Raw genomic sequence first — 26,953 nt, forward strand, 5'->3', positions numbered from 1 at the left:
CGTGACGCCAGACTAGTGGGCTATGGCTTTAATGAAAACTGAATAATAATGAGCGAAACATTCACGTTTGGAGAAAGGCTGTGGACCTGGTGCAACTGGAGATCTTCAAGGCCGTGGCAGAACAGGGCAGCATCAGTGCCGCCGCGCAGCATATCCATCGGGTGCCGTCGAACCTGACCACGCGTATCAAGCAACTGGAGGAGGACCTGGGCGTGGAGCTGTTCATCCGCGAAAAGAGCCGCCTGCGCCTGTCCCCCGCGGGCTGGAACTTCCTCGAGTACACCCGGCGCATCCTCGACCTGGTGCACGAGGCGCGGTTGACCGTGGCCGGTGAAGACCCGCAGGGCACCTTCGCACTGGGGTCGCTGGAAAGCACGGCGGCGGTGCGCATCCCGGCCTTGCTGGCGGCCTACAACCAGCGCTACCCCAAGGTCGACCTGGACCTGTCCACCGGGCCCTCCGGGACCATGCTCGAAGGTGTGCTGTCCGGGCGCCTGGTGGCGGCGTTCGTCGACGGGCCGGTGCTGCACCCGACGCTGGAGGGCATGCCGGTGTTCGAGGAAGAAATGATGGTCATCGCGCCACTCAACCACGCCCCGGTAACCCGCGCCCAGGACGTCAACGGTGAAAGCATCTACGCCTTCCGCGCCAACTGCTCGTACCGCCACCACTTCGAGAACTGGTTCGTGCAGGACCAGGCGGTGCCGGGCAAGATCCACGAAATGGAGTCGTACCACGGGATGCTGGCCTGCGTCAGCGCCGGTGCCGGACTGGCCATGATGCCGCGCAGCATGCTCGACAACATGCCAGGTTGCAGCACCGTCAGTGCCTGGCCGATGTCGGAGGATTTCCGCTACCTGAAAACCTGGCTGGTGTGGCGCCGGGGCACGGTATCGCGCAGTTTGAGCATGTTCGTGAAACTGCTCGAGGAAGGGCGCGCAACCTGATGTTGCAGCTCGATATTCACACCAATGACGCGAATTTCATCCAGACGACCATGCATCTGCACGAACGCCGTTACGTCCGAAGGATCAGATAATAGGTAAGCCATCCTCGAAAGGAGGGTCGTACCATGCGTAACCATCACTATGCCCTCGGCGCGGCACTGCTGGTCGCCTTGGCACTGCCATGGACCTTGGCGGCCGCCGCCGACCTCAATGCCCCCATCGACATGCAGGCCGTGCAATTGCAACAGCAGGAGCAGAACGGCGTCCGCTACCTGCAAGGCGGCATCGGCCAGGATGAAGCCAACGCCCTGCGCAAGACCCCGGGCTACGACCTGCACGTGGAACTTTCCACCGGCCCGGAAGGCAAGTTCCAGAGCGGTGCCACCGTCGACATCCAGAATGCACAGGGCCAGCCCGTGCTCAGCGTTACGGATGCCGGGCCGCTGCTGTATGTGCAGTTGCCTCCCGGCAAATACAAAGTGACGGGCAACGCCCAGGGTGAGACGGTGCAGCAATTGGTGACCGTGAATGGCAAGACCCCCGCGACCGTGAACCTGAACTGGCGTTGATGGAAAAACGGGCAGGAGTACGGATGTGCTCCTGCCCGAAAGGAGCGCATCCCCATGAGCCTGAATCTTCAGCTGGAGATGTTGGACGAGCGGGGCTATGTGTTGCTCCCCGGTGTGCTCGAGCCCTTGCGTATCGCCTTGCTGCGCTGCGCTATCGATGACCTGCAGCCCATCCATTGGGATTACCAGGGGCTGCTGGAGCACTACAAATGCGTGTTCAACCGCAACCCTTTGTGGCTGCCCTTTCTCGACCTGCCCCCGCTGATTGCCCTGGCCGAAGCGGCGCTGGGCGCCGACTGCCATGTGATCGGCCAGACCGCCTGGCGCAGCCACCCGGGCTACCCCGGCATGGCCCTGCACCTGGACCATCTGCCCATGCAGTTGCCCGCCTGGCTGAGCGAGCGCGGCGACTTCATCCAGCCCCCACAGATTCTGACTGCGCAGTTGTACCTCAGCGATATCGACCATCACATCGGGCCGACCTGGATTGTGCCCGGCAGCCACCGCGCGGCTCGGCCTCCGCAGGCTGGCGAGCAACACTGGCAGGGCCGTGAAGCCCAGCCGGTGCTGTGCAAGGCAGGGGACGCGCTGGTGTTTCGCAGTGATGTCTGGCACAGCGGCGGGGCCAACTGCACCCAGTCACGCGAGCGCGACATGCTGCAAGTGCACTATGGCCGGCGCATGGTCGCGCAGAAATTTTCGCCGTACCTGAACTGGCGCTTCAACCCGCAGGTGCTGGAGGAGGCCACGCCCAGGCAAAGGCGCCTGCTGGGCGAACACGAAGAGGCGGAATACGACTGACCACTGCTGTTCGGCATGGCAGATGCTGGCGCAGGGTATTAGCCAATGGTGGCAATTACTTTCAACTTTCTGTTTATCTGGTCGATAATCAGAAAAGTATTACTTCGTGTGACCGGTCTGGATGCATCCGGTCAGCGCATAAGCTCGAGGGGCCCAAGCCCCCACTTGCCGTATAGACCATCAGGAGAAGTCATTGATGAAAACCCGTCTAGCAGCTTCGCTGGCTGCTGCAGTGCTGGCCTTTGCCGGAACGAATCTGGCTCAGGCAGCACAGGTGACCGGCGCCGTCGGCGCCACTGGCCAAGGCGACATGACCTACCGTATTGGCCTGTCGTTCGACTGGGACAAGAAATGGCTGGAAAGCAGCACCGGTCACCTGACCGGGTACTGGGATGCGGCCTACACCTATTGGGAAGGCGGTGAGGCCAGTGGTGCGCACTCGCTGTCGTTCAGCCCGGTGTTCACCTACGAGTTCAGCGGTTTCACCTATACCCCGTACATCGAGGCCGGCATTGGCCTGGCGGCGTTTTCCAAGACCGATGTGGGCGACCAGCGCCTGGGCTCGTCGGTCAACTTCGAAGACCGCATCGGTTTCGGCCTGAAACTGCCGGGGGAGCAGAAGGTGGGGATCCGCGCGATGCATTACTCCAATGCGGGGCTCAAGCAGCCTAACGACGGCATCGAATCGTACTCGCTGTTCTACAGCAAAGGGTTCTGAGACCGGGGGCCGCTTTGCGGCCCATCGCGACACAAGGCCGCTCCTACAGGAGATCGCGGTTTCCTTAGGAGCGGCCTTGTGTCGCGATGGGCTGCAAAGCAGCCCCAGGAACGGTCAGAAGGTATGCGAAACTCCAGCCTGCACCGTCCGCGGCGCACCCGGGTAGACGTAGTTGTTGAACGCGCCCTCGTCATAGCCCTTGTTGAACACGTTCTTCACGTCCAGGTTCAACCGCACGTGTTCGTTGACCTTGTAGAAGCTCAGCAGGTCGACCACGCTGTAGCGCTCCATGGTGTAGGTCGTGGCTGCCGTCTGGCCGGCCCGATCATCCACGTACTTCACCCCAACCCCCAACCCCAGCCCCTTGGCCAGGCCATCCTGGAACTCGTAGGTGTTCAGCAGGCTGAAGCTGTTGCGCGGGATGTTGGCCAGGCGCGTGCCCTTGGGCAGGGTCGTATCCTGGGTCACTTCGGCGTCCACGTAGGCATAACCACCGATCACGCGCCACTCCGGCGTCAGGTTGCCGGCGATGTTGATGTCCAGGCCACGGCTGCGCACTTCGCCGGCCGCAATACTGTAGGTACCGGTTGAGTCGTTCGGGTCGCGCGCCAGGACGTTCTCCTTGACGATGTGATAGATCGCCGCGTCGATGCTCAACTGGCGGTCGAGTGCCTCCCATTTCACACCCAGTTCGTAGGATTTGCCTTTTTCCGGGTCGAAGCCTCCGCCCCCGCTTGGCGTGCCTGTATTGGGCTTGAACGAGCGCGCGGTGTTGGCATAGACCGCAACCGTATCGGTCAGGTCGTAGATCAGGCCGAAGCGTGGGGTGACGCCGTTTTCGCCTTTGCTGAAGTCGCGGTTTGCGGGCCGCTTGTCGTCGTAATCATGCTCGAAACGCTCGAAGCGTACACCTGCAAGTGCCTTCAGGCGCTCCGTCAGGGCCACCTGGTCCTGGATGAAATACGCCCAGGTCTCGAGCTTCTCGCTGTCCCAGGTTGTTGGTACCGCTGCCAGCTCCGGCCGTGGCTGGCCTAGTACCGGGTTGTAGATATCGACTGTGTAGGGCGCGGTGGAACGTCGAATGATCGAACTGTAGTGGTAGTTCTCGTACTCGACGCCGGTCAGCAAGGTATGGCTGAACGCACCTGTATCGAAATGCCCGGTGAGGTTCAACTGCCAGTCGCGGTCGGTCCACTCCAGCTTGCGGTAATTGAAGTTGCGCTGCAGGGTACGGCCATCTGCGGGGGCACTGGTGGCCTCTACAGCATTGCCTTTGAGTGAGCCATCGAGGTACTGGAAGCCTCCACCCAGCGTCCAGTTGTCGTTGAGCAGGTGTTCGAAGCGCACCTGAGCCATGTTGTTGTCATTGTGCAGCAGGTTGTCGCTGCCCTTTTCCCAGATATAGGTGTCCCGCGAGGCACTGCCGGTCTGGGTGGCGTAGCGGGTCAGGCCACGGTCCAGCGGGTGGTTGTTGCGCATGAAATCGCCCTCGAAGACGATCTTCGTACTGTCGTTTACCTGCCAGCTGAGCACCGGCGCAACGTCATAGCGCTCGCTTTCCACGTCGTCACGGAAGCTTTCGCCGCCTTCGCCCAGCAGGTTCAGGCGGTAGGCCAGCGAGCCGTCCTGGTTCAGCGGCCCCGTGGTGTCCAGGGTCGCACGGTGCATGCCCTGGTCATCGAACTGGCTGCCCAGGGTGACCTTGGATTCCGGCAGCGGCTGCTTGCTGACCACGTTGAAGGTGCCGCCGGGGTCGCCACGGCCATACAGGCTGCTGGCCGGGCCACGGATCACTTCCAGGCGCTCGACGGTGTTGGCGTCGGGTGCGTTGGGGTAGCCGCGGTTGATCGGGAAACCGTTGCGGTAGAACTCGCCGGTGGTGAAGCCACGTACGGTGAAAGTGGTCAGGCCCTGGCCGCCGAAGTTGTTGGCGCGGCCGACACCGCCGGCATAGTCCAGGCCGTCCTGCAGACGCGTGGCGCCGGTATCTTCCAGTACATCCTTGGGCACCACGCTGACCGATTGCGGGGTTTCGTGCAGGGCGGTGTCGGTGCGGGTGGCACTGGCCGAGCGGGTAGCCTTGTAGCCATCGACCGGGCCATCGGCACGTTCGCTGTCGGCGCTGCTGGTGATGTTCAGGGCCTGGAGTTCGATCTGGGCGGGTTCGCCGAGCGGTTCAGGCTCGGCAAAGGCCAGCGGGGAGACAGCATGAAGCACACAAAGCGAAACGAACGTGCGACGCATCGACGGTACGATCCTGGAGTAGGGCGCTGAGGACAGGGTGGGCAAGCGCCGAGAAACTACTACGAATCATTATCAAATGCATTCTTTTTATGTGGTACTGGTGTACCAGATACCAAGTGGAATTTGTGCTGGATTCTTCGCGGGCACGCCCGCTCCCACAGGTCATGCACAAAGCCTGAGCTTGTGACGATCCTGTGGGAGCGGGCGCGCCCGCGAATAGGCCAGTTCAGGTGAAGCAGCACTCAGCGAACCGCCTTGATCGCCAGCACATTGCACAGCGGATGCTCCAGCACATGCGCCGTGGTCCCGCCCAGAAACGTCTGCATGGCGTCATGCCGGTGGCTGCCCATCACGATCACATCCGCCCGGCTGTGGCCGACGAACTGGGCAATCGCCTTGATCGCGGCCCCTTCCAGGAAGTGCCTGCGTTCCAGCGGGATCTGGTGGTGGTCGCCCAGCCGGTTGAACGCTGCCCGCTGCGCGGTCCGCACGCTGGCATCAAAGCCGGGCATGGTCACAGTGCCGGCGCCGAAGTCGGCAATGTGAGTCTTGGCCGCGTCGCACACATGCAGCAGGTGCAGTTCGGCATTGCACTGCAGGGCCAGGGCATGAGCACAGTGGATCACCTGCTCATCCAAGTGCTCGCCGGCACCGTGGCTGTTCAGGTCCACTGCGGCGGCAATCTGCCGGGGCAGCGGCAGGCGGATATCACTGACCAGGTGCACGGCGACCGGGCTGTCCTTCAGCAACTGCCAGTCCAATGGCGTTACCAGCAGGCGCTTGAGCACCGGTTCGTGCTGCACGTCCTTGATCAGCAGGTCGCAACCCAGCCGTTCGACTCGCTCCAGCACGCTACCCAGCGGGTCGCGGGTCAGCAGCAGCTCGGTAGACACATCCAGGCCGGCGTTGGCCAATTGCTCGGCTTCGTCCGCCAACCATTGGCGGTTGTCGCTGAGCAGTCGCTCACGCTCGCGGCTATCGCTCATCAAACCGAAGGTGTCGACATCGTCGACGAACACGTTGATATCCAGCAACGCACCGCTGGACTCCGCCAACGCCGCAGCGCGTTGCAGCGCCGGCGTGTGGCGCATCTGCGGGCCGAGCATGACGAACAGACGCTTGAACTGGCTCATCTCACACCTCCACGTGTGGCAGCCCCCCGGTGATCTGGTCTTGTTCAGTCTAGACCGCGCGGGGCCGCATGGGCGGCCGATGGAGGCTGGCGCGGCACGGCGTGTCGGGTATTATGCGGGCCCCATCATTTTCACGAGGCCCGCCCCATGTCCCTGAGTGCTGAACAGATCGGCGAATTCCGCGCCTTTGCCGAGCAACTGGCCGATGCTGCTGCCGTGGCGATCAAGCCATACTTTCGCGCCAGCCTGGACGTCGAGGACAAGGGCGGGCGCCTTTACGACCCGGTGACCGTGGCCGACAAGGCAGCCGAGGACGCCATGCGCGAGCTGATCCAGGCACGCTACCCCGACCATGGCATTCTCGGTGAAGAGGCCGGCGTGGCAATCGGCAGCAGCCCACTGACCTGGGTGCTCGACCCGATCGACGGTACTCGCGCCTTCATCACCGGCCTGCCGCTGTGGGGCACGCTGATTGCCCTGAACGACGGCACGCGCCCGGTGGTCGGGGTGATGAACCAGCCGTTTACCGGCGAACGCTTTGTCGGCACACCGGAAGGCGCCTGGCGTAGCGGTACGCCATTGAAGACCCGCGCCTGTGCCGACCTGGCGTCGGCCACGCTGATGTGCACCACGCCGGACATGTTCGATACCGCCGCGCGCAAGGCTGCGTTCGAGGCCGTTGCCGGCAAGGCGCGCCTGATGCGCTACGGTGGCGACTGCTATGCGTACTGCATGCTGGCTTGCGGGTTTGTCGACGTGATCGTCGAGGCGAGCCTGCAGCCTTATGACGTGCAGGCGCTGATGCCGATCATCGAAGGGGCGGGCGGGGTGATCACGGCGTGGGATGGCAACAGTGCGCAGAACGGCGGGTGTGTAGTGGCCTGTGGTGACCCGGCGCTGCATGCGCAGGTGGTGGAGATGTTGCGTCACGCCATGTGATTCATGTGTTGCCTGCGCCGGCCTCTTCGCGGGTAAACCCGCTCCCACAGGTACTGCACAGTTTTCAGGGTTTGCGGTGATCCTGTGGGAGCGGGTTTACCCGCGAAGAGGCCGGTACAGGCTTACTATCTTCCCAATCACCGCACTTTTTCCAATTTCCGGGCTCTATGCTTGGCCAGGCCACACTGATCCCCGGTGCGGCCGCCGAATATCGACCCGGTGCCGATGGTTGCAAGCAAGCCCATATTCTTCCCCCGCCTGCTATTGGCAGGCACCTTCGCATGCCTGTGCGCCTGCACTCAGCAGCAGGGACGCGACATGGTCAACCAGCTTGGCAACGGCAAGCCCAGCGAACTGTTCCAGACCAGCGTCGATCGCCTGGCCACGCTGTCCATGCGCGACAACCTGCAGAGCTTGTACCTGTTGATGAACAAGCTGTACCTGCGCAACCCCAACCAGTGGAAGCTGTCCGGCTACGTGGATGCTGCCACTGCCGAGCGGCAGATCCGTATCGCCATCGAACAACGCCAGCCCTTGGCGCAACTGGGCAACCGTCGCGACCTGGCAGCCTTGAGCTACGCCCTGAGCCCCGAATTTCGTGGTGACCGGGTCGGCGCCTTCATCTACGCCATCGGCAGCATGCTGATCACCGCGCACGGCGGCCGTACCGAGTTCTACATGACCGATACCATCGACCCGCTGTTCGTCAATAACGCGGCGCGCAATATCGAGAAGGCCACCTGGATGTTGAGCCAGCGGCAGGATGCCAATGGTGTGCTGCTGTTGTTCTCCAACGAAATATCGGAAGAGGGCAGCAACCTGAGTTTTGCCGTGGAGTTCGGCAAGATCGTGGCACGGCTGGACTTGCTGGCGGAATTGCTGGACGAGCGATACAGGCGTATTGGGTTGAATTATGCGCAAAGCTTGCTGCTGATGAACTTCCTGCCTGTACAGTGACGTGAGCGGTTTCGGGAATTCTGGGTAACCTGTACCGGCCTCTTCGCGGCGCAGAATAATACCGTTCGATAAACGAACGCGGCCCCTGTCCCGTCTGTCCGCTATCCGCCCATCCATTCCCAAGGCCGCATTGCCCAACCCCCGGCTTTTTGCTTAAGTGTGCCCATCCACCGGTTGTCGCCTGCCCCCGTGAACCGCAACCGGCTCGATAGAATGACCGTGACGACCGCAACCACAGCCCACCGGGCGGTAGGGAGCGGCAACCAGAACAATAATACCGAGTGCCTTGCCTATGGAAAGCCGCCTGCTGAGCGAGCGCAGTAGCGTGTTTCATCACGCCGATCCTTATGCTGTGTCTGATTATGTCAACCAGCATGTAGGCCAGCATTGCATCGGCTTGTCCCGCACCACTCATCCGCAAGCCAGCCTCAGCCACCGCAAGTTCGCTGAGTTGGACCTGTGCCGCATCAGCTACGGCGGCAGCGTGCGCGTTACCTCGCCGGCACTGGAAACCATCTACCACCTGCAGGTACTGCTGAACGGCAACTGCCTGTGGCGTGGGCACAAGCGCGAGCATCACCTGGTGCCGGGCGAGCTGTTGCTGATCAACCCCGACGACCCGGTTGACCTGACTTATTCGGAGGACTGCGAAAAGTTCATCCTCAAGGTGCCGACCCGGCTACTGGATTCGATCTGCGACGAACAACGCTGGCACCGCCCCGATGGCGGGGTGCGGTTCTTGCGCAACCATTACCGGCTGGACGAGCTGGATGGGTTCGTCAACCTGCTGGCGATGGTCTGCCAGGAGGCAGAGGTGAGCGATTCGCTGCCCAGGGTGCAGGGCCATTACAGCCAGATCGTAGCCAGCAAGCTGCTGACCCTGATGAGCACCAATATCCGCCGCGAAAGCCTGTGTTCGCCGGGCGCAAGCCTTGAACGGATCATCGACCACATCGACCGCAACCTGAAGCTTGAACTGACAGCTGAAGCGCTGGCGGAGCAGGCGTGCATGAGCCTGCGCTCCTTGTATGCATTGTTTGACCGGCATCTGCAGACCACACCCAAGCAGTATGTGCGCCAGCGCAAGCTGGAGCAGGTACACGCCTGCCTGGCTGATGCCAGTTGCGCGGTACGCAGCGTGACCGAACTGGCCATGGATTATGGCTTCATGCACCTGGGGCGGTTTTCCGAGGTGTATCGGCAGCAGTTTGGCGAGTTGCCCTCGGAAACCTTGCGAAATCGGCGCTGAGCCGCACCGGCCTCTTCGCGGGTGAACCCGCGCCCACAGGGCCCCGCAGAAACACCAACTTGCACAAAACGGATAGCACCGCGCACAAACCGGATATTCCCACCCAATACCAATCCCTAACCTGACCAGGTCTAAACAATAACAAGGGAGACCCTGGCCATGTCCCTGGGATTCGACTACCTCAATGCCTTGCTCGAGGACGACCGTGAAAAGGGCATCTACCGCTGCAAGCGCGAGATGTTCACCGACCCACGCCTGTTCGACCTGGAGATGAAACACATCTTCGAGGGCAACTGGATCTACCTGGCCCATGAAAGCCAGATCCCCGAGAAAAACGACTTCCTCACCCTGACCATGGGGCGCCAGCCGATCTTCATCGCGCGCAACAAGGAAGGTGAGCTCAATGCCTTCCTCAACGCCTGCAGCCACCGCGGCGCCATGCTCTGCCGGCACAAGCGCGGCAACCGCTCCAGCTACACCTGCCCGTTCCACGGCTGGACCTTCAACAACAGCGGCAAGCTGCTCAAGGTCAAAGACCCCAGCAACGCCGGCTACCCCGACAGCTTCAACTGCGACGGCTCCCACGACCTGACCAAGGTGGCGCGCTTCGAGTCGTACCGTGGCTTCCTGTTCGGCAGCCTGAATGCCGACGTCAAGCCGCTGGTCGAGCACCTGGGCGAGTCGGCCAAGATCATCGACATGATCGTCGACCAGTCGCCGGAAGGCCTGGAAGTGCTGCGCGGTGCCAGCTCGTACATCTACGAAGGCAACTGGAAGCTCACTGCCGAGAACGGCGCCGACGGCTACCATGTCAGTTCCGTGCACTGGAACTACGCCGCCACCCAGAACCAGCGCAAGCAGCGCGAGGCGGGTGAAGAGATCAAGACCATGAGCGCCGGCGCCTGGGCCAAGCAGGGCGGTGGCTTCTACTCCTTCGACCACGGCCACCTGCTGCTGTGGACCCGCTGGGCCAACCCCGAGGACCGCCCGGCCTACGAGCGCCGTGACCAGCTGGCCGCCGACTTCGGCCAGGCCCGTGCCGACTGGATGATCGAGAACTCGCGCAACCTGTGCCTGTACCCGAACGTGTACCTGATGGACCAGTTCAGCTCGCAGATCCGCATCGCCCGGCCGATTTCGGTGAACAAGACCGAAATCACCATCTACTGCATCGCGCCGAAAGGCGAGAGCGCCGATGCCCGCGCCAAACGCATTCGCCAGTACGAAGACTTCTTCAACGTCAGCGGCATGGCCACCCCGGACGACCTGGAAGAGTTCCGCTCGTGCCAGACCGGCTACGGCGGCGGCACCGGCTGGAACGACATGTCCCGCGGCGCGGCGCACTGGGTGGAAGGCGCCGACGAAGCGGCCAGGGAAATCGAGCTCAAGCCGCTGCTGTCCGGCGTACGCACCGAGGACGAAGGCCTGTTCGTGCTGCAGCACAAGTACTGGCAGGACACCATGATCCAGGCGCTGAAGGACGAACAGCAACTGATCCCCGTGGAGGCCGTGCAATGAGCCTGTATGAAACCGTGCGCGACTTCCTCTACCGCGAAGCGCGCTACCTGGACGATGCCCAGTGGGACCAGTGGCTGGAGCTGTACGCCAGCGACGCCAGCTTCTGGATGCCGAGCTGGGACGATGACGACACCCTTACCGAAGACCCACAAAGCGAAATCTCGCTGATCTGGTACGGCAACCGCGGCGGCCTGGAAGATCGGGTGTTCCGCATCAAGACCGAGCGCTCCAGTGCGACCGTGCCCGACACCCGTACCTCGCACAACATCAGCAACATCGAGATCGTCGAGCAGGCCGAGGGCAGCTGCCTGGTGCGCTTCAACTGGCACACCCTGAGCTTCCGCTACAAGACTACCGACAGTTACTTCGGCACCAGCTTCTACACCCTCGACCTGCGCGGCGAGCAGCCGCTGATCAAGGCCAAGAAAGTGGTGTTGAAGAACGACTACGTGCGCCAGGTCATCGACATCTACCACATCTGATCCAGGGTTTTGCGAGCGCTGCCCGGTGCGTCCTGCGACGCGCCGTGGCCCGGCTCGCCCGCGAGGTGCAACATGAGCTACCAGATCGCACTGAATTTCGAAGACGGGGTGACCCGCTTCATCGAGGCCACCGGTCATGAAACCGTGGCCGATGCCGCCTACCGTCAGGGCATCAACATCCCGCTGGACTGCCGCGATGGCGCCTGCGGTACCTGCAAGTGCAAGGCCGAGTCCGGGCGTTACGACCTGGGCGACAACTTCATCGAAGATGCCCTGAGCGAAGACGAAGTCGCCGAAGGCTACGTACTGACCTGCCAGATGCGCGCCGAAAGCGACTGTGTCATCCGCATCCCGGCCTCGTCGCAGCTGTGCAAGACCGAGCAGGCCAGTTTCGAGGCCGCCATCAGCGATGTCCGCCAGCTGTCGGCCAGCACCATTGCCCTGTCGATCAAGGGCGAGGCCCTCAGCCGCCTGGCCTTCCTGCCGGGGCAATATGTCAACCTCAAGGTGCCGGGCAGCGAGCAGAGCCGCGCCTATTCGTTCAGTTCGCTGCAGAAGGACGGCGAGGTCAGCTTCCTGATCCGCAACGTGCCGGGCGGGCTGATGAGCAACTTTCTGACCAACCTGGCCAAGGCCGGCGACAGCATGACCCTGGCCGGGCCGCTGGGCAGTTTCTACCTGCGGCCGATCCAGCGCCCACTGCTGTTGCTGGCTGGTGGCACCGGCCTGGCGCCGTTCACGGCGATGCTGGAGAAGATCGCCGAGCAGGGCAGCGAGCACCCGCTGCACCTGATCTACGGCGTGACCAACGACTTCGACCTGGTCGAGCTCGACCGCCTGCAGGCGCTGTCGGCGCGCATCCCCAACTTCACCTTCAGCGCCTGCGTGGCCAACCCGGACAGCCAGTACCCGCGCAAGGGCTACGTGACCCAGCACATCGAACCGCGCCACCTCAACGACGGCGATGTGGATGTGTACCTGTGCGGCCCGCCACCAATGGTGGAGGCGGTCAGCCAGTACGTGCGCGAGCAGGGCATTACCCCGGCGAACTTCTACTACGAGAAGTTCGCGGCGGCGGCCTGATTCCTTTTATTCCAAGTAATACGCCGACCCTGTGGGAGCGGGCGTGCCCGCGAAGAGGCCAGCAGGTTCAACAACTTTGTCTGGTCGGACGCATTCGCGGGCATGCCCGCTCCCACAGGAACTGTGGCGAACCGGAGAGATGGATATGAACAACCGATTCCAAGGCAAGGTCGCCATGGTCACCGGTGCCGCCCAGGGCATCGGCCGTGGCGTGTGCTGGCGGCTCAAGGCCGAAGGCGCACAGGTGGTCGCGGTAGACCGCTCCGAACTGGTTCACGAACTGGCCGGCGAGGGCATGCTCACCCTCACCGCCGACCTGGAACAACACGGCGACTGCACCCGGGTCATGGCCAGCGCGGTTGAAGCATTCGGCCGCCTCGACATCCTGGTCAACAATGTCGGCGGCACCATCTGGGCCAAGCCCTTCGAACACTACGAAGTGGACCAGATCGAAGCCGAAGTACGCCGTTCGTTGTTCCCCACCTTGTGGTGCTGCCATGCCGCTCTGCCGTACATGCTCGAACGCGGCAGCGGCGCCATCGTCAACGTCTCGTCCATCGCCACCCGTGGCGTCAACCGAGTGCCCTATGGCGCGGCCAAGGGCGGCGTCAACGCGCTGACTGCGTGCCTGGCCTTCGAAACCGCCGGCCGGGGCATCCGGGTCAACGCCACCGCCCCCGGCGGCACCGAAGCGCCACCCCGGCGCGTGCCGCGCAACACCGCCGAGCAGACCGAACAGGAAAGGCACTGGTACCAGCAGATCGTCGATCAGACCCTCGACAGCAGCCTGATGCACCGCTACGGCAGCATCGACGAGCAGGTGGGCGCGATCCTGTTCCTGGCTTCCGACGAAGCCTCGTACATCACCGGCGTGACCTTGCCGGTAGGGGGCGGCGACCTCGGCTGAGCGACACCCACAAGGCAAAGAGCTTTCTTTCACAACAAAAACAAGAGCGACAGATGCCATGCGAACCCTTGACGTACACCCGATCATCGATAACGCGCGCTTTACCCCGTTCCACTGGATGGTCATGGCCTGGTGCGGCCTGCTGCTGATCTTCGACGGCTATGACCTGTTCATCTACGGCGTGGTACTGCCGGTCATCATGAAAGAGTGGGGCCTGACCCCGTTGCAGGCCGGTGCATTGGGCAGCTATGCACTGTTCGGCATGATGTTCGGCGCCCTGGCCTTCGGCAGCCTGGCCGATCGCATCGGGCGCAAGAAGGGTATCGCCATCTGTTTCGCCTTGTTCTCCGGGGCAACCATCCTCAACGGGTTTGCCAGCAACCCGAGCGAGTTCGGCATCTACCGTTTCGTTGCTGGCCTTGGCTGTGGCGGCCTGATGCCCAACGCCGTGGCACTGATGAACGAGTACGCGCCCAGGCGCCTGCGCAGCACGCTGGTGGCGATCATGTTCAGTGGCTACTCGCTGGGCGGCATGCTCTCGGCGGGTGTCGGCATCTTCATGCTGCCGCGTTTCGGCTGGGAATCGATGTTCTTCGCCGCAGCGGTGCCACTGCTGCTGTTGCCGGTGATCCTGTACTACCTCCCTGAATCGATCGGTTTCCTGGTACGCCAGGGCCGTACCGACGAGGCCCGCAAGCTGCTCAAGCGGCTGGACCCGGATTGTGACGTGCAACCTGACGATGTACTGGTCGCTCCTGTGGGAGCGGGCTCGCCCCGCGAAAGGGCCGGCAAGTTCACCGCTGTAGTCGAACTGTTCCGCAACGGCCTGGCCATTCGCACCCTTGCGCTGTGGTTGGCGTTCTTCTGCTGCCTGCTGATGGTCTACGCGCTCAGCTCCTGGCTGCCGAAGCTGATGGCCAACGCCGGCTACAGCCTGGGCTCGAGCCTGTCGTTCCTGCTGGCACTGAACTTCGGTGGCATGGCCGGGGCAATCCTCGGCGGCTGGCTGGGCGACCGCTACAACCTGGTCAAGGTCAAGGTGGCGTTCTTCATTGCCGCCGCGCTGTCGATCAGCCTGCTGGGCGTCAACAGCCCGATGCCGGTGCTGTACCTGCTGATCTTCATTGCCGGCGCCACCACCATCGGCACGCAGATTTTGTTGTATGCAGGCGCCGCTCAACTGTACGGGCTATCGGTGCGCTCCACCGGGCTGGGCTGGGCCTCAGGCATCGGCCGCAACGGCGCCATCGTCGGCCCGCTGCTGGGTGGTGCGCTGATGGGCATCAACCTGCCCCTGCAACTCAATTTCATCGCCTTCGCCATCCCCGGCGCAATTGCCGCGCTGGCCATGGCCGTGCACCTGGCCAGCGGCCGTCGGCATGCCCAGGCCATTGCGGCGCAGGCGTAACTCCAGAACAACAACATGAGGTAACCCACCATGACCGTGAAAATTTCCCACACTGCCGAGGTACAGCAGTTCTTCGAAGAGGCCGCGGGCTTTGGCAACGATGCCGGCAGCCCGCGCCTGAAGCGCATTGTGCAGCGCCTGCTGCAAGACACCGCGCGGCTGATCGAAGACCTGGAAATCAGCGAGGACGAGTTCTGGCATGCCGTCGACTACCTCAACCGCCTGGGCGACCGTGGTGAAGCCGGGCTGCTGGTGGCGGGGTTGGGCATCGAACACTTCCTCGACCTGCTGCAGGATGCCAAGGACCAGCAGGCAGGCCTGGTCGGCGGCACCCCACGCACCATCGAAGGCCCGCTGTACGTGGCCGGTGCGCCCATCGCCGAAGGTGAAGTGCGCATGGACGACGGTAGCGAGGAGGGCGTTGCCACGCTGATGTACCTGGAGGGCCGGGTGCTCGACCCGCAAGGCCGGCCACTGCCGGGGGCCACGGTCGACCTGTGGCATGCCAATACCCGTGGCACTTATTCGTTCTTCGACCAGAGCCAGTCCGAGTACAACCTGCGCCGGCGCATAGTCACCGATGCCCAAGGGCGCTACCGCGCGCGCTCCATCGTGCCGTCAGGCTACGGCTGCGACCCGCAGGGGCCGACCCAGGAGTGCCTGGACCTGCTGGGCCGCCATGGCCAGCGCCCGGCGCATGTGCACTTCTTCATCTCGGCGCCTGGGCACCGGCACCTGACCACGCAGATCAACCTGGCCGGGGACAAGTACCTGTGGGATGACTTTGCCTATGCCACGCGCGATGGGCTGGTGGGCGAGGTGGTGTTCGTCGAGGGCGAGGCGGGGCGGCATGCCGAGTTGAAGTTCGACTTCCAGTTGCAGCGGGCCCAGGGCGGTGCGGATGAGCAGCGCAGTGGGCGGCCGCGGGCTTTGCAGGAGGCCTGAAGCCTTATCGCCGGCAAGCCAGCTCCCACAGGATCACCACGGGGCTGAAACCTGTGACCTCTGTGGGAGCTGGCTTGCCGGCGATCAAGGGCACACAGCCCTTGCCATACATCACCGATGCGAGAGGTGCCATGAAAACCCTGATCAAGGACAGTTCACTGTCCGCCATCGTCGCCGGCTGCATCGCCACGATGATCTCCTACGCAGGCCCCCTGGTGATCATCTTCCACGCCGCAGAAGCCGCCGGCCTGTCCCATCGGCAACTGTCCTCCTGGGTCTGGGCAGTGTCCATGGGCAGCGCCGTGCTTGGCGCGCTGCTCAGCCTGCGCTATCGGGTGCCGGTGGTGATCGCCTGGTCGATACCAGGCTCGGCGCTGCTGGTCACCGCCTTGCCGCAATTGGGCCTGGAACAGGCCGTTGGCGCCTACCTGGTGGCCAACCTGGTTTTGCTGCTGATAGGCATCAGCGGGGCCTTCGACCGCATCATCGCGCGCCTGCCGGGCTCCATCGCCGCCGGCATGCAGGCCGGCATCCTGTTCAGCTTCGGCATCGAGGTGTTCCGCGCCTTGCCGGTGCAACCGCTGCTGGTCGTGGCAATGTTCGTTACCTACGTGCTGATGCGCCGGGTGCAGCCGCGCTACGCCGTGGCGGCGGTGCTGTGCGTGGGCACGGCGGTGACCGTCGCCAGCGGAGCGTTTCGCAGCGAGGCGTTGGTGCTGGAGCTGGCGTCGCCGCAGTGGGTCATCCCGCAGTTCAGCCTGGCAGCGGTATTCAGCCTGGCACTGCCAATGGTGCTGGTGGCCCTGACCGGGCAGTTCATGCCGGGCATGGCGGTGCTGCGCAACGCCGGCTACCCCACGCCGGCCAGCCCGATCATCAGTGCCAGCGCGCTGGCCGGTGCCGCGCTGGCGCCGTTCGGTTGCCACGGGCTGAACCTGGCGGCGGTCACCGCCAGCCTGTGCACTGGCCATGAAGCCCATGAAAACCCACGGCGGCGCTATGTCGCGGCGGTGGCTGGCAGTGCGCTGTACCTGCTGCTGGGGATCGCCGGGGCCACGCTGATGTCGCTGTTCGCAGCATTCCCCGCTGCCCTGATCGCCGCCCTGGCCGGGCTGGCGCTGCATGGTGCCATCAGCGAAGCCCTGGCCCGCAGCCTGGCGGAACCAACCGAGCGCGATGCCGGGTTGTTCACCTTCCTGGTCACCGCTTCGGGGGTGGCCTTCCTGGGCCTGTCGGCAGCGTTCTGGGGCCTGCTGTTCGGCCTGCTGAGCCATGGGTTGCTCAGGCTGCGCCAGCCACGAGCCCGGGAGGTGCTGCGCCGTACCCCATGAACCGTCGTGCTTCCAACGCTTTACCCATAAAAACAAGATCAAGAGAGCTTCGGAATGAACCACACCCCTTGCGTCGCCCTGGGCCTGACTTTGCTCAGCCAACCGTTGCTGGCCGCCGAAGGCGGCTTCTTCGAAGATTCGAAGGCTACCCTGAGTGCCCGTAACTACTACTTCAGCCGCGACTTCTCCGACATCGTCGGGGCCAATCGGCAATCCAAGGCCGAGGAGTGGGCCCAGGGCTTCATCCTCGACTTCAAGTCGGGCTACACCCCGGGTACGGTCGGCTTTGGCGTTGACGCCCTGGGCCTGCTGGGTATCAAGCTCGACAGCAGCCCCGACCGTACCAACACCGGATTGCTGCCGGTGCACGGGGATGGCCGCGCCGCCGACGAATACAGCCGCCTGACGCCCACCTTCAAGGCACGGTTGTCCAAAACCGAATTGCGCGTCGGCGAACTGCAACCCAACCTGCCGGTGCTGACATTCAGCGACATCCGCCTGTTGCCACCGACCTACCAGGGCACAAGCCTGAGCTCGGCGGAAATGGATGGCCTGACCGTGCAGGCCGGGCACCTGAAAAGCACCCACCTGCGCAATGAAGGCGGTGACGGCAAGATGAACGCCATGCTCGGCCATGTGCCGATGCGCCAGGTAGAAAGCGATGCCTTCAACTACCTGGGCGGGGACTATGCGTTCAATGCCAACCAGAGCAGCGTCAGCCTGTGGTACGGGCAGTTGGAGGACATCTATGAACAGGGCTTTGTCGGCCTCAAGCACAGCAAGCCCGTAGGCAGCTGGGTGCTCAGCGCCAACCTGGGGTATTTCACTGCGCGCGAGGATGGCGATGCGTTGCTCGGCAACATCGACAACCAGGCATTCTTCTCCATGTTCACTGCCCGGCATGGCGGGCACAGCTTCCATGCCGGCTACCAGGGCATTTACGGCGACAGCCCGTTCCCACGGGTGTTCGCCAACATCTCGCCGCTGGGTAACGAAGTGCCGACCTATGAGTTCGCCTACACCGACGAACGCTCGTACCAGGTGCGCTACGACTACAACTTCGCGGCCATGGGCGTACCGGGGCTGACCGCGACCGTACGCTACATAACCGGTAACAATGTCGACACTGGGCTGGGTTACGAAGGGCGCGACCGCGAGCGCGACCTGGACATCGGTTACGCCGTGCAGGGCGGGGTGCTGAAGGGGCTGGGGATCAGGGTGCGCAATGCCATGGCCCGGTCCAACTACCGCAGCGACATCGACGAGAACCGTTTGACGCTGGTCTATACCTGGCAGTTGTTCTGACGCATCCACAGCATGCCTGCGGGACCTCTGTGGGAGCGGCTTTAGCCGCGAACACCGGCGCAGCCGGTGCCATGCACCGCGTTGGATTCTTCGCGGCTAAAGCCGCTCCCACGGGGTACGCGGATTGCTTGCAATGTCAGTTATCTACGCGACAGCGCAGCCCAAAAGGGCTGGGCAACCTCCCAGAATGAACGCCCATAACCAAGGGAATTGCGCTTCAGGGCAGGATGAAGGTAGCTTCTGGAAACCACCTTTTCAGGAATGCCTCCCTTGGACTCCATCACCCAAGCCGTACTCGGCGCGGCCCTGCAAGGTACCGTACTCGGCCGCATCCAGGGCCGCCGCTCACTGCTGTACGGCGCGGCGCTGGGCACGCTTCCCGACCTGGACGTGATCATCCGCTACGCCGACCCGGTGTCGCAGATGACTTACCACCGCGGCTTTTCTCATTCCCTGTTCGTGCTCACCGGGCTGGCCTTGCTGCTGGCCTGGCTGGTCAACAGGTGCTGGCCAGACAAAGGCTATACCCTGCCCAGGCTGTTCCTGGCGTTCTGGCTGGTGCTGGTCACCCACCCGTTGCTCGACGCTTTCACGGTCTATGGCACGCAGTTGTTCTGGCCCTTGCAGGCTACCCCGGAAAGCTGGGCAGCGGTGTTCATCATCGACCCGGTCTACACCGTGCCGCTGCTGGCCGCAGTGATCTACGCAATCATCAAAGGGCTGACCAGCAAGGCTACGCAGCTGTTGACCTTGGCCCTGGTATTCAGCGCCTGCTACCTGGGTTTCGGCCTGGCCGGACGCATGGCGGCCGAGCAGCGTTTCCAGGCCGCCCTCGACCGCCAAGGTATCGCCGTCAGCCAGGTACGTGCCGTGCCGATAGCCTTCAACAGCCTGGTCTGGCGGGTGCTGGCCAAGACCCCGGAGGGCGATTACTACGAAGGCATCAGCAGTACGTTCGACCAGCAAGCGCCAGAAATGCAGCGTTTGCCGCGTAATCTGCAACTCGCGCAAGCGCTGGCCGGGAACCCGTTGCATCAGCGCTTGCGTTGGTTCACCGATGACTGGCTGCGCTACGACCAGGTCGGCGATGTGCTGGTGGTCAGCGACCTGCGCATGGGCATTCCGGGGAACTACACGTTCCGCTTCAAAATGGCCCACCGTGACAGCCAGGGGGACTGGATTGCCGATGTGCCGTCGATGTGGAAGGGTGCCGGGCCAGGGGCGGCATTCAACGGCGACGACCTGGTGCTGATCTGGCGACGGATCGTCGAACAGCAGCCACCTTTGCCGCTGGCTGCCTGGACCGATCGCTACCTGGGGCCCGCCACAGTCGAACCCGGGCGCTGAGGCATGCGATCAGCCGGGCTGGACATGGTCAAGTGGACGGCGATGCTGACCATGGTCGCCGACCACCTGCGTTTCCTGTGGCCGGGTGCCGATGGCCTGTTCGTAGTGGGCCGGTTGGCGTTTCCGCTGTTCTGCCTGGCGATTGCGGTGAATGTCGGGCGCGCCAGGGGCGGGGCGCTGTACACCCGCGGCAACCTGCGCTATCTGGGGTTGATGCTGGTGTTCGCGGTGCTGTCGGAGCCTGCCTACCGTTGGCTGGACAGTGGTTCGCCAACGTTCAGCGTGATGCCGACCCTGGTGCTGGGGTTGCTGGTTGCTTGGGGCGTGCATCATCCGTCGAGGTCGGCGCGCGTGCTTGGCGTTGCCGGCCTGCTTGCAGGGTGGTTGCTCAGTGATCAGCTGATGTACGGGCTGCCGGGGGTGATGCTGCCGGGCGCCTGGTTGATGGCCCGCCGCAAAGGAGGGCCGGCCTGGGTGTTGCCTTGCCTGTTGGCGATGGGGGGGAACCTGACCAACAGTTGGTTGCGGGAACATCTGTTGGCGCCCATTACCGTGCTGACGCTGATTGCTGCAGCCTTGGCCATTCCGGTCGGATTGCTGCTGCTGCGTCATGATGATTGGCGGGTGCCTGAAGTGGGACGTTGGGGCTACCTGTTCTATCCGGTGCATCTACTGGTGATCAAGGTCTTCGCTTGATCGCTCTGGCAGCCACACTTGCAGGAGCGTGCAGCCTCGATAGTCCTGGTTGCATTTCACAAATCCATACCCATCTAAACCGGCCGCACCAGACTCAGGAACCACCCATGGAACCCAACCGCTTCGGCGACATCGCCGCCTTCGTCAGCGCCGCGAAGGCCGGCAGCTTTACCGCCGCCGCCGCCACCTTGGGCCTGACGCGCTCGGCGGTGGGCAAGAGCATCGCTCGCCTGGAGGCACGCATGGCCGTGCGCCTGCTCAACCGCACCACGCGCAAGCTGAGCCTGACCGACGAGGGCCTGGTGGCCTACGAGCGCTGGCGGCAGATTCTGGATGACCTGGACGAGGTGGAAAGCACCATGGCCCAGCGCCGCGGCAAGCCCACCGGCACCCTGCGTCTGACAGCCCCCCTGTCGTTCGGCCAGCGCCATGTGCTGCCGATTCTCGACCGGTACCTGAAGCAGTGGCCTGAACTGCGCGCGGATATCCGCTTCACCGACCGTTTCGTCGACCTGGTCGAGGAGGGTATCGACGTTGCGGTGCGTATCGGCGCACCGAAGGAAGACTCGCAACTGTTGACGCGCACGGTGGCCTGGCAGCAGTTCGTCACCTGCGCCTCGCCCGCATACCTGGGCGCACGCGGCGTACCGCAGGTGCCCGGCGACCTCTACGGCCATGACAGGATCGCCTTCCTGGCCGGCGAAAAGGCCATGCCGTGGCGCTTCCATACCGAAGCGGGGCTGCACCTGTGCGAAGACCCCGGGCGGCTGAACATCGACAGCTCCGAGGCGATGCTCGATGGCGCCCGTGCGGGTTTCGGGCTGATTCACCTGCCCACCTACATCACTGGCGACGACCTGCGCAGTGGCACCTTGGTGGAGGTGCTGCAAGCCTATCGGCCGCCGGCGGACCCGATTCGCATCGTCTACCCAAGCAAGCGCCACCTGTCGCCACGGGTACGCGGCTTCATCGACCTGCTGGTAGCCAGCTGGGAACCGGGCGTGCCCTGGGAATACTGATTGGGGAATGGGAGGCCCCTATGCCGGGCCTGAAACCGGGTTTATCGCTGTCGGCGCAGCAAGGAAACTGGCAGTCACTGATAATCCCTGTGGAGACCCCATGACTGCACTGTCCGTACTGGACCTGGTCATGATCGGCGAAGGCAAGACCTTCGCCGACGCGATCGAAGAGTCCCGCCAACTGGCGCGCCATGTCGAGCAACAGCAATACAGCCGCTACTGGATCGCCGAACACCACGATATGCCGGGCATCGGCTCGGCCGCAACATCACTGGTCATCAACGAAATCGCCAACGCCACCCGGCATATTCGCGTCGGTGCCGGTGGCATCATGCTGCCCAACCACGCGCCGTTGGTGGTGGCCGAGCAGTTCGGCACGCTCGACACCCTGCACCCTGGCCGCATCGACCTTGGGCTCGGCCGGGCGCCGGGCAGCTCCGGGCCGACCGTGCGTGCCTTGCGTGGTGCCGCGCCAGAGCGCGACTTCAGCCAGGACATCGCCGAGCTGCGTGACTACCTGGCCGACAACGGCAAGCGCCGCGTACGCGGCGTGCCGGGCAAGCATGACATCCCGGTGTGGATCCTCGGCTCCAGCCTGTTCGGCGCCGACCTGGCAGCGAAACTGGGCCTGCCCTATGCCTTTGCCTCACACTTTGCCCCGCGCTACCTGCTGCAGGCCATCGCCCATTACCGGGCCAACTTCCAGCCTTCGGCACAACTGGCCAAGCCGTATGTGATGGTGGGCATGAACCTGTTCGCCGCCGATAGCGATGCCGAGGCGGATTACCTGGCCAGCTCCCATCGCAAATGGATGCTGGACCTGCATGTCGGGCGCTTCGGCTTGTTGCCCAAACCGCAGGAGGGGTATGTCGAAAGCCTGCCGGACCATGAGCGCGCGGTACTTGAACAGGTGATGGCCTGCACCGTGGCCGGCGGGCCGGAGCGGGTAAGGGAAGGGTTGCGCACCCTGATCGAGCAGACCGGGGCGGATGAACTGATGATCGACTGCCGCATCCACGACCCGCTGGCGCGGCAGCGTTCGCATGCTTATGCCGCGCAAGCCCTGGCGCAGCTGGGTTAAAGCTACCGGCCTCTTCGCGGGTAAACCCGCTCCCACAGGGGTTGCACAGGCCCTGAAGGCACAGGTGATCCTGTGGGAGCGGGTTTACCCGCGAAGAGGTCAGAACAGGAGACGGATCAGCTGCGGGCCAACCGCCCACTTACATAATGCGCCACATCGTTGAACCCCGGCGTCGACGCATGCCCCGGCGTCACCAATGAATCAATGAACGCTTCATCCTCGGCGGTAATCTTCACCGCCAGCGCGCCGCCATAGGTATCCCACTGTTCTTCCGTCCGCGGCCCGACAATTGCCGAACTGACCAGCCGGTTGTTCAGCACCCAGGCAATCGCGAACTCGACGATACCCACGCCCTTGGCCTCCACATAGGCCTGGATCTGCCGGGCGATGGCCAGCGACTCCTGGCGCCATTCCACCTCCATGATGCGCTTGTCCTGGCGCCCGGCACGGCTACCGGCATCCGGCACCGCTCCCGGCGCATACTTGCCGCTGAGCACGCCCCGCGCGAGCGGGCTGAACGGCACCACGCCCAGGCCATGGGCTGCCGCAGCAGTCAGCTGCTCCGGTTCGGCCTGGCGGTTGACGATGTTGTACAGCGGCTGGCTCACCACCGGCCTGGGCACGCCCAGCCGCTCGGCAATGTGGCATGCCTCGGCGATGCGCCAGCCACGGAAGTTGGACACGCCCCAGTAGCGGATCTTGCCCTGGCGCAGCAGGTCGCCGATGGCCTGCACGCTCTCTTCCAGCGGCACTTTGTGGTCTTCGCGGTGCAGGTAGTAGATGTCCAGGTAGTCCATGTCCATGCGCGTCAGCGTGGCTTCCAGGGCATTGAAGATGTGCTTGCGCGATAGCCCGCTGCGGTTGGGCAGGCCATCGGCCGGGCCAAAGCCAACCTTGCTGGCCACGATCCAGTCCTGGCGATGGCGGGCCACCGCTTCGCCGACGATTTCCTCCGCGCGCCCGGCGTTGTACACGTCTGCGGTGTCGATGAAGTTGATGCCCTGGTCCCTGGCCTTGTCGATGATGCGCAGGGCGTCCTCGGTGCTGGTCTGCTCGCCGAACATCATGCTGCCCAGGGTAAGGGCGGAAACCTGCAGGCCACTGTGGCCGAGGGGGCGGTAGATCATGCGCTTGGGTCCTTGTGCGGTCGGCTGATCTATCCGTTTTACACACAACCGGGGCGCAATGAAAGGCAGCCTCAACCGATCAGCGCCAAGGCCTCCTGCAAGCTCAGCGGGCGCTTAAGGCGTTGCGACAGCGTCGCCATGGCATCGGAATAGCCCTTGGCAATGACCGCCTCGACCCGCTCATCCACGCATTGCAAGGCGATGAAGTCGCCTTTTTCCGGCTCGCCGACGAACTCGATACGGTTCCAGTCCCTCGCGTGGCCCAGTACTTCGTATGTGCGGCCATGCTGGTAGGTCCAGAAGAACGGTACGTCGGCGTAGCGGCGCTGCTCGCCAAGCATGTTGGCGGCGGCGATCACTCCATGTTGCTGGGCCAGGCGCCAGTGTTCGATACGCACCGGGCGCCCGCTGAGCGGGAAGGTGGCGATATCCCCTGCGGCCCACAGGCCATCTGCAGCGCGCATTTCAGCGTCCACTTGCACCGACTTGTCTTCGGTCAGCAGCACCCCTTGTATGAAAGCGGTCGCCGGTCTGACCCCGGTGCCCAGCAGCACCAATGGCGTCTGTAGCCGTTCACCGTTGGCCAGCAGCACGGCCTCGACCTTGCCCTGGCCCTCGATCCGCTCGACCTCGGTGGGGCCATGAAAGGTGACCCCCTTGCGTTCGTGCAGCTCGCGGATGCTACGGCCAATGCGCTCGCCCAACTGCCGGGCCAGGGGGACCTCATGGCGGGTGACCAGGTGCACCTGCACGCCATATTTGCGCAAGGCCGAGGCGGCCTCCAGGCCAATGAAACCGTCGCCGACGATCACTGCCGGCTGGCCGGGCTCGGCAGCGTCCAGCAAGTGCGCGGCATCCTCCCTTGAGCGCAGGGTAAATACCCCGGGCAGGTCAACACCCGGGATATCGGGCCGCAGCGCCTTGCCGCCGGTGGCCAGCAGGCAGGCGTCATAGTCGATCTGCTGGCCGTCGGCCAAGGTAACCTGGCGTTTCTGGGTGTTCAGGGTGCGCACCTTGCCATGCTTGCGTTCAAGGTGGCCCTTGCGCAGGGCATCGGCCTCGAGCAGGGCCGGTACTTCATCGGGCGGCATCTGCCCGGCGATCACGAACTTGCTGAGGGAAGTACGATCGTAGGCTGGTTGGTGCTCCTGATCGATCCAGACCAGGCGGCCGGCAAAGCCATGGGCCAGCAGGGTGGAAACTGCGGCGCTGCCCGCGGCACCGGCGCCGACCACCACGAAACAGCGGGCATCACTGTGGCGGGGCGGCTCGGTTCTGGGCAGGGGCTGGTCGTCGACCCAGACCTCGTCGCCCTTGACCCAGGTTTTGTAGCGGCGCAGGTCGGCCAGGGCCGGCGGCTCGCAGACCGCGCCCTCGTCCACCGCGAACGCGGCCTTGTGCCAAGGGCACACCAGCAGGCCGCCGCACACCACGCCTTCATTGAGTGGCGCACCTTCGTGGGGGCAGTTGCCCTGGTAGGCGTGCACCTGGTCGCCCTGGCGGATGAGGATGATTTCCTCGCTGCCGGCCTGGACGCGCAGGGGGCGGTATTCGTCGAGTTGGGCCAGGCGGGCAACGGCGTGCTGGGTCATGGGGGTTCTCCAAAGGGGCCTTTGGAACCATTTGACGCCTGGGTCGGGGAGGGGATGCGTTGAGCTGACGATCGGTGGAGGGTGTGGATTTTACGTGGCCTGGGCTGGCCTCTTCGCGGGCTTGCCCGCTCCCACAGGGATACCACAGCGTTCGAGCTTGTGGTGATCCTGTGGGAGCGGGCGAGCCCGCGAAGAGGTTCAACTGGCCCTTGCAGTACTCAGCGCACCGGACCGGGTAACCCGCAAGGCCACCAGGCTACCGAACACGATCAACGCCGCCAGCGAATACAGTGCGGCATCGGTCGAGCCGGTCTGGTCCTTGATGAAACCGACCAGGTACGGGCTGAGGAAACCGGCCATCTGGCCCACCGAGTTGATGATCGCAAGGCCTGCAACAGCCGCGCTGGCGCTGAGCAGCGCGGTGGGCATCGGCCAGAACATGGGCAGGCCGGTGAGCGCGCCCATGGTGGCGATCGACAGGCCGAGGATGGCGATGGCCGGGTTGCCGGCGAAGTTCACCGCGATCAGCAGGCCGATGGCGCCCATCAGCATCGGCACCACAAGATGCCAGCGGCGCTCGTTGCGCAAGTCGGCCGAGCGCCCGCAGAGGATCATGAATACGCCGGCCAGCAGGTACGGGATGGCGCTGAGCCAGCCGATCAGCAACGGGTTGTCGAAGCCCATGTTCTTGATGATCGACGGCAGCCAGAAGTTGATCGCGTACACACCGCTCTGGATGCAGAAATAGACAAAGCCGAAGGTCCAGATCAGCGGGTTGGTCAGCACGGCGAGCACGCTGTCGCCGGTAGTGCTCGGCTTGCTGGCGGCATCGGCCTCGAGGTCGGCGGCGATCAGCTGGCGTTCGGTCGGGCTCAGCCAAGCGGCTTTCTGGTAGCCGTCACTGAGCAGGAACACCGCCAGTACACCCAGTGCAACGGTTGGCAGGCCCTGGATCAGGAACATCCATTGCCAGCCGGCCAGGCCATGCTGGCCAGCGGCGAAGTGTTGCAGGATCCAGCCGGAGAACGGCCCGCCGAGCAGGCCCGAAACCGGGATCGCCGACATGAACAGGGCCATGATGCGACCGCGACGGGCCGCCGGGAACCAGCGCGAAAGGTACAGCACCACGCCCGGGAAGAAGCCGGCTTCGGCGGCGCCGGTCAGCAGGCGCAGGGCGTAGAACTCGGTGGGTGTGGTGACGAACAGCAGGCAGGTGGAGAGGCTGCCCCAGGCGATCATCATCAGCGCGATCCAGCGCCGCGGGCCGAAGCGGTTGAGCGCCAGGTTGCTCGGCAGGCCGCAGAGCACATAGCCGATGAAGAAGATGCCGGCGCCAAGGCCGTACACCGTTTCGCTGAATTTCAGGGCGTCGAGCATCTGCAGCTTGGCAAAGCCGACGTTGACGCGGTCCAGGTAGTTGAACAGGTAGCAGATGAAAATGAACGGAATCAGCCGCAGGGTGATGCGCCGGTACAGCGCGTTGCGGTGGGTGTCCGTGCCTTGGTCAGGGGCGGGGCTGTATGCCATGATCGGGTTCTCTGTTGTTATGGTTGTC

24 protein-coding genes are annotated in these 26,953 nt (G+C 63.9%); 19 read left to right on the top strand and 5 right to left on the bottom strand.

The features are described from left to right. The first annotated feature begins 80 nt into the window (after positions 1–80). The 4 genes from CAF92_RS02130 to CAF92_RS02145 all read left to right on the top strand — a co-directional run bounded on the left by CAF92_RS02130 (position 81) and on the right by CAF92_RS02145 (position 3,035). On the top strand, positions 81–947 hold the full coding sequence (locus tag CAF92_RS02130; protein WP_013972688.1) for a LysR substrate-binding domain-containing protein: 867 nt from the start codon (positions 81–83) through the stop codon (positions 945–947). A 125-nt stretch (positions 948–1,072) separates the two neighbouring features. Further along, positions 1,073–1,516, top strand: coding sequence for a hypothetical protein (locus CAF92_RS02135; protein WP_046614223.1), 444 nt, complete (start codon positions 1,073–1,075; stop codon positions 1,514–1,516). Positions 1,517–1,570: 54 nt separating this feature from the next. Further along, positions 1,571–2,317 carry a phytanoyl-CoA dioxygenase family protein gene (locus CAF92_RS02140; RefSeq protein ID WP_085598882.1) on the top strand — a complete coding sequence of 249 codons (747 nt, stop codon included), beginning with the start codon at positions 1,571–1,573 and terminating at the stop codon, positions 2,315–2,317. 196 nt (positions 2,318–2,513) lie between these two features. Continuing rightward, the gene (locus CAF92_RS02145) at positions 2,514–3,035 is read left to right on the top strand and encodes an acyloxyacyl hydrolase (protein WP_046614221.1); all 522 of its coding nucleotides are present in this window, start codon (positions 2,514–2,516) and stop codon (positions 3,033–3,035) included. 114 nt (positions 3,036–3,149) lie between these two features. Here CAF92_RS02145 and CAF92_RS02150 read toward each other — a convergent pair whose 3' ends face one another. Both CAF92_RS02150 and CAF92_RS02155 read right to left on the bottom strand, forming a co-directional pair. Continuing rightward, a complete protein-coding gene (locus tag CAF92_RS02150; protein WP_085598884.1) occupies positions 3,150–5,279 on the bottom strand; it encodes a TonB-dependent siderophore receptor in 2,130 nt (709 codons plus the stop codon). Positions 5,280–5,521: 242 nt separating this feature from the next. Next, complete coding sequence (locus tag CAF92_RS02155; RefSeq protein ID WP_046614219.1) at positions 5,522–6,412, bottom strand: universal stress protein; 891 nt, start codon at positions 6,410–6,412, stop codon at positions 5,522–5,524. A gap of 147 nt (positions 6,413–6,559) precedes the next feature. Here CAF92_RS02155 and hisN point away from each other — a divergent pair, with 147 nt between their 5' ends. The 15 genes from hisN to CAF92_RS02230 all read left to right on the top strand — a co-directional run bounded on the left by hisN (position 6,560) and on the right by CAF92_RS02230 (position 22,679). After that, a complete protein-coding gene (gene hisN / locus CAF92_RS02160; protein WP_085598886.1) occupies positions 6,560–7,351 on the top strand; it encodes a histidinol-phosphatase in 792 nt (263 codons plus the stop codon). A gap of 225 nt (positions 7,352–7,576) precedes the next feature. Then, entirely contained in the window at positions 7,577–8,308 is a 732-nt protein-coding gene (locus tag CAF92_RS02165) for a hypothetical protein (RefSeq protein ID WP_046614385.1), read from the top strand. 292 nt (positions 8,309–8,600) lie between these two features. Further along, positions 8,601–9,557 carry an AraC family transcriptional regulator gene (locus CAF92_RS02170; protein ID WP_085598888.1) on the top strand — a complete coding sequence of 319 codons (957 nt, stop codon included), beginning with the start codon at positions 8,601–8,603 and terminating at the stop codon, positions 9,555–9,557. Positions 9,558–9,716: 159 nt separating this feature from the next. Continuing rightward, on the top strand, positions 9,717–11,075 hold the full coding sequence (benA, locus tag CAF92_RS02175) for a benzoate 1,2-dioxygenase large subunit (protein WP_085598889.1): 1,359 nt from the start codon (positions 9,717–9,719) through the stop codon (positions 11,073–11,075). Further along, a complete protein-coding gene (gene benB / locus CAF92_RS02180; RefSeq protein ID WP_046614215.1) occupies positions 11,072–11,557 on the top strand; it encodes a benzoate 1,2-dioxygenase small subunit in 486 nt (161 codons plus the stop codon). The genes benA and benB overlap by 4 nt, the downstream gene beginning before the upstream one ends. A 72-nt stretch (positions 11,558–11,629) precedes the next feature. Further along, complete coding sequence (gene benC / locus CAF92_RS02185; protein ID WP_085598891.1) at positions 11,630–12,640, top strand: benzoate 1,2-dioxygenase electron transfer component BenC; 1,011 nt, start codon at positions 11,630–11,632, stop codon at positions 12,638–12,640. Positions 12,641–12,785: 145 nt separating this feature from the next. Then, entirely contained in the window at positions 12,786–13,547 is a 762-nt protein-coding gene (locus CAF92_RS02190) for a 1,6-dihydroxycyclohexa-2,4-diene-1-carboxylate dehydrogenase (protein ID WP_046614213.1), read from the top strand. A 58-nt stretch (positions 13,548–13,605) separates the two neighbouring features. After that, entirely contained in the window at positions 13,606–14,955 is a 1,350-nt protein-coding gene (locus CAF92_RS02195; protein ID WP_085598894.1) for an aromatic acid/H+ symport family MFS transporter, read from the top strand. 30 nt (positions 14,956–14,985) lie between these two features. Further along, positions 14,986–15,900: a catechol 1,2-dioxygenase gene (catA, locus tag CAF92_RS02200; RefSeq protein ID WP_085598897.1), complete on the top strand. Its 915-nt coding sequence runs from the start codon at positions 14,986–14,988 to the stop codon at positions 15,898–15,900. Positions 15,901–16,031: 131 nt separating this feature from the next. Next, entirely contained in the window at positions 16,032–17,231 is a 1,200-nt protein-coding gene (locus CAF92_RS02205; RefSeq protein WP_085598899.1) for a benzoate/H(+) symporter BenE family transporter, read from the top strand. Positions 17,232–17,285: 54 nt separating this feature from the next. Further along, positions 17,286–18,536 carry an OprD family porin gene (locus tag CAF92_RS02210; protein ID WP_085598901.1) on the top strand — a complete coding sequence of 417 codons (1,251 nt, stop codon included), beginning with the start codon at positions 17,286–17,288 and terminating at the stop codon, positions 18,534–18,536. Between the two features lie 270 nt (positions 18,537–18,806). After that, positions 18,807–19,883, top strand: a complete 1,077-nt coding sequence (locus tag CAF92_RS02215; protein WP_085598903.1) for a metal-dependent hydrolase — start codon at positions 18,807–18,809, stop codon at positions 19,881–19,883. Between the two features lie 3 nt (positions 19,884–19,886). Continuing rightward, positions 19,887–20,579: a TraX family protein gene (locus tag CAF92_RS02220; RefSeq protein ID WP_085598905.1), complete on the top strand. Its 693-nt coding sequence runs from the start codon at positions 19,887–19,889 to the stop codon at positions 20,577–20,579. A 107-nt stretch (positions 20,580–20,686) separates the two neighbouring features. Then, a complete protein-coding gene (locus tag CAF92_RS02225; protein ID WP_085598907.1) occupies positions 20,687–21,598 on the top strand; it encodes a LysR family transcriptional regulator in 912 nt (303 codons plus the stop codon). A 100-nt stretch (positions 21,599–21,698) separates the two neighbouring features. Next, on the top strand, positions 21,699–22,679 hold the full coding sequence (locus tag CAF92_RS02230) for an LLM class flavin-dependent oxidoreductase (RefSeq protein ID WP_085598908.1): 981 nt from the start codon (positions 21,699–21,701) through the stop codon (positions 22,677–22,679). A gap of 116 nt (positions 22,680–22,795) precedes the next feature. Here CAF92_RS02230 and CAF92_RS02235 read toward each other — a convergent pair whose 3' ends face one another. The 3 genes from CAF92_RS02235 to CAF92_RS02245 form a co-directional block, all read right to left on the bottom strand. Beyond that, complete coding sequence (locus tag CAF92_RS02235; protein ID WP_046614204.1) at positions 22,796–23,806, bottom strand: aldo/keto reductase; 1,011 nt, start codon at positions 23,804–23,806, stop codon at positions 22,796–22,798. 71 nt (positions 23,807–23,877) lie between these two features. Beyond that, positions 23,878–25,398 carry an FAD-dependent oxidoreductase gene (locus tag CAF92_RS02240; protein ID WP_085598910.1) on the bottom strand — a complete coding sequence of 507 codons (1,521 nt, stop codon included), beginning with the start codon at positions 25,396–25,398 and terminating at the stop codon, positions 23,878–23,880. A gap of 198 nt (positions 25,399–25,596) precedes the next feature. After that, positions 25,597–26,925: an MFS transporter gene (locus tag CAF92_RS02245; protein WP_046614202.1), complete on the bottom strand. Its 1,329-nt coding sequence runs from the start codon at positions 26,923–26,925 to the stop codon at positions 25,597–25,599. Between the last annotated feature and the right edge of the window lie 28 nt (positions 26,926–26,953).

The organism is Pseudomonas sp. B10(2017) (assembly GCF_002113295.1).
GTDB classification, from domain to species: Bacteria; Pseudomonadota; Gammaproteobacteria; order Pseudomonadales; family Pseudomonadaceae; genus Aquipseudomonas; species Aquipseudomonas pudica.

What these genes read in the sequence shown, in the direction of transcription:
- benB (WP_046614215.1), top strand. Translation starts at nt 11,072, where the DNA reads ATGAGCCTGTATGAAACCGTGCGCGACTTCCTCTACCGCGAAGCGCGC.
- CAF92_RS02135 (WP_046614223.1), top strand. Translation starts at nt 1,073, where the DNA reads ATGCGTAACCATCACTATGCCCTCGGCGCGGCACTGCTGGTCGCCTTG.
- CAF92_RS02225 (WP_085598907.1), top strand. Translation starts at nt 20,687, where the DNA reads ATGGAACCCAACCGCTTCGGCGACATCGCCGCCTTCGTCAGCGCCGCG.
- CAF92_RS02220 (WP_085598905.1), top strand. Translation starts at nt 19,887, where the DNA reads ATGCGATCAGCCGGGCTGGACATGGTCAAGTGGACGGCGATGCTGACC.
- CAF92_RS02240 (WP_085598910.1), bottom strand. Translation starts at nt 25,398, where the DNA reads ATGACCCAGCACGCCGTTGCCCGCCTGGCCCAACTCGACGAATACCGC.
- hisN (WP_085598886.1), top strand. Translation starts at nt 6,560, where the DNA reads ATGTCCCTGAGTGCTGAACAGATCGGCGAATTCCGCGCCTTTGCCGAG.
- CAF92_RS02230 (WP_085598908.1), top strand. Translation starts at nt 21,699, where the DNA reads ATGACTGCACTGTCCGTACTGGACCTGGTCATGATCGGCGAAGGCAAG.
- benA (WP_085598889.1), top strand. Translation starts at nt 9,717, where the DNA reads ATGTCCCTGGGATTCGACTACCTCAATGCCTTGCTCGAGGACGACCGT.
- CAF92_RS02150 (WP_085598884.1), bottom strand. Translation starts at nt 5,279, where the DNA reads ATGCGTCGCACGTTCGTTTCGCTTTGTGTGCTTCATGCTGTCTCCCCG.
- CAF92_RS02235 (WP_046614204.1), bottom strand. Translation starts at nt 23,806, where the DNA reads ATGATCTACCGCCCCCTCGGCCACAGTGGCCTGCAGGTTTCCGCCCTT.
- CAF92_RS02245 (WP_046614202.1), bottom strand. Translation starts at nt 26,925, where the DNA reads ATGGCATACAGCCCCGCCCCTGACCAAGGCACGGACACCCACCGCAAC.
- CAF92_RS02165 (WP_046614385.1), top strand. Translation starts at nt 7,577, where the DNA reads ATGGTTGCAAGCAAGCCCATATTCTTCCCCCGCCTGCTATTGGCAGGC.
- CAF92_RS02210 (WP_085598901.1), top strand. Translation starts at nt 17,286, where the DNA reads ATGAACCACACCCCTTGCGTCGCCCTGGGCCTGACTTTGCTCAGCCAA.
- CAF92_RS02205 (WP_085598899.1), top strand. Translation starts at nt 16,032, where the DNA reads ATGAAAACCCTGATCAAGGACAGTTCACTGTCCGCCATCGTCGCCGGC.
- CAF92_RS02190 (WP_046614213.1), top strand. Translation starts at nt 12,786, where the DNA reads ATGAACAACCGATTCCAAGGCAAGGTCGCCATGGTCACCGGTGCCGCC.
- CAF92_RS02155 (WP_046614219.1), bottom strand. Translation starts at nt 6,412, where the DNA reads ATGAGCCAGTTCAAGCGTCTGTTCGTCATGCTCGGCCCGCAGATGCGC.
- CAF92_RS02195 (WP_085598894.1), top strand. Translation starts at nt 13,606, where the DNA reads ATGCGAACCCTTGACGTACACCCGATCATCGATAACGCGCGCTTTACC.
- CAF92_RS02170 (WP_085598888.1), top strand. Translation starts at nt 8,601, where the DNA reads ATGGAAAGCCGCCTGCTGAGCGAGCGCAGTAGCGTGTTTCATCACGCC.
- CAF92_RS02140 (WP_085598882.1), top strand. Translation starts at nt 1,571, where the DNA reads ATGAGCCTGAATCTTCAGCTGGAGATGTTGGACGAGCGGGGCTATGTG.
- CAF92_RS02145 (WP_046614221.1), top strand. Translation starts at nt 2,514, where the DNA reads ATGAAAACCCGTCTAGCAGCTTCGCTGGCTGCTGCAGTGCTGGCCTTT.
- benC (WP_085598891.1), top strand. Translation starts at nt 11,630, where the DNA reads ATGAGCTACCAGATCGCACTGAATTTCGAAGACGGGGTGACCCGCTTC.
- catA (WP_085598897.1), top strand. Translation starts at nt 14,986, where the DNA reads ATGACCGTGAAAATTTCCCACACTGCCGAGGTACAGCAGTTCTTCGAA.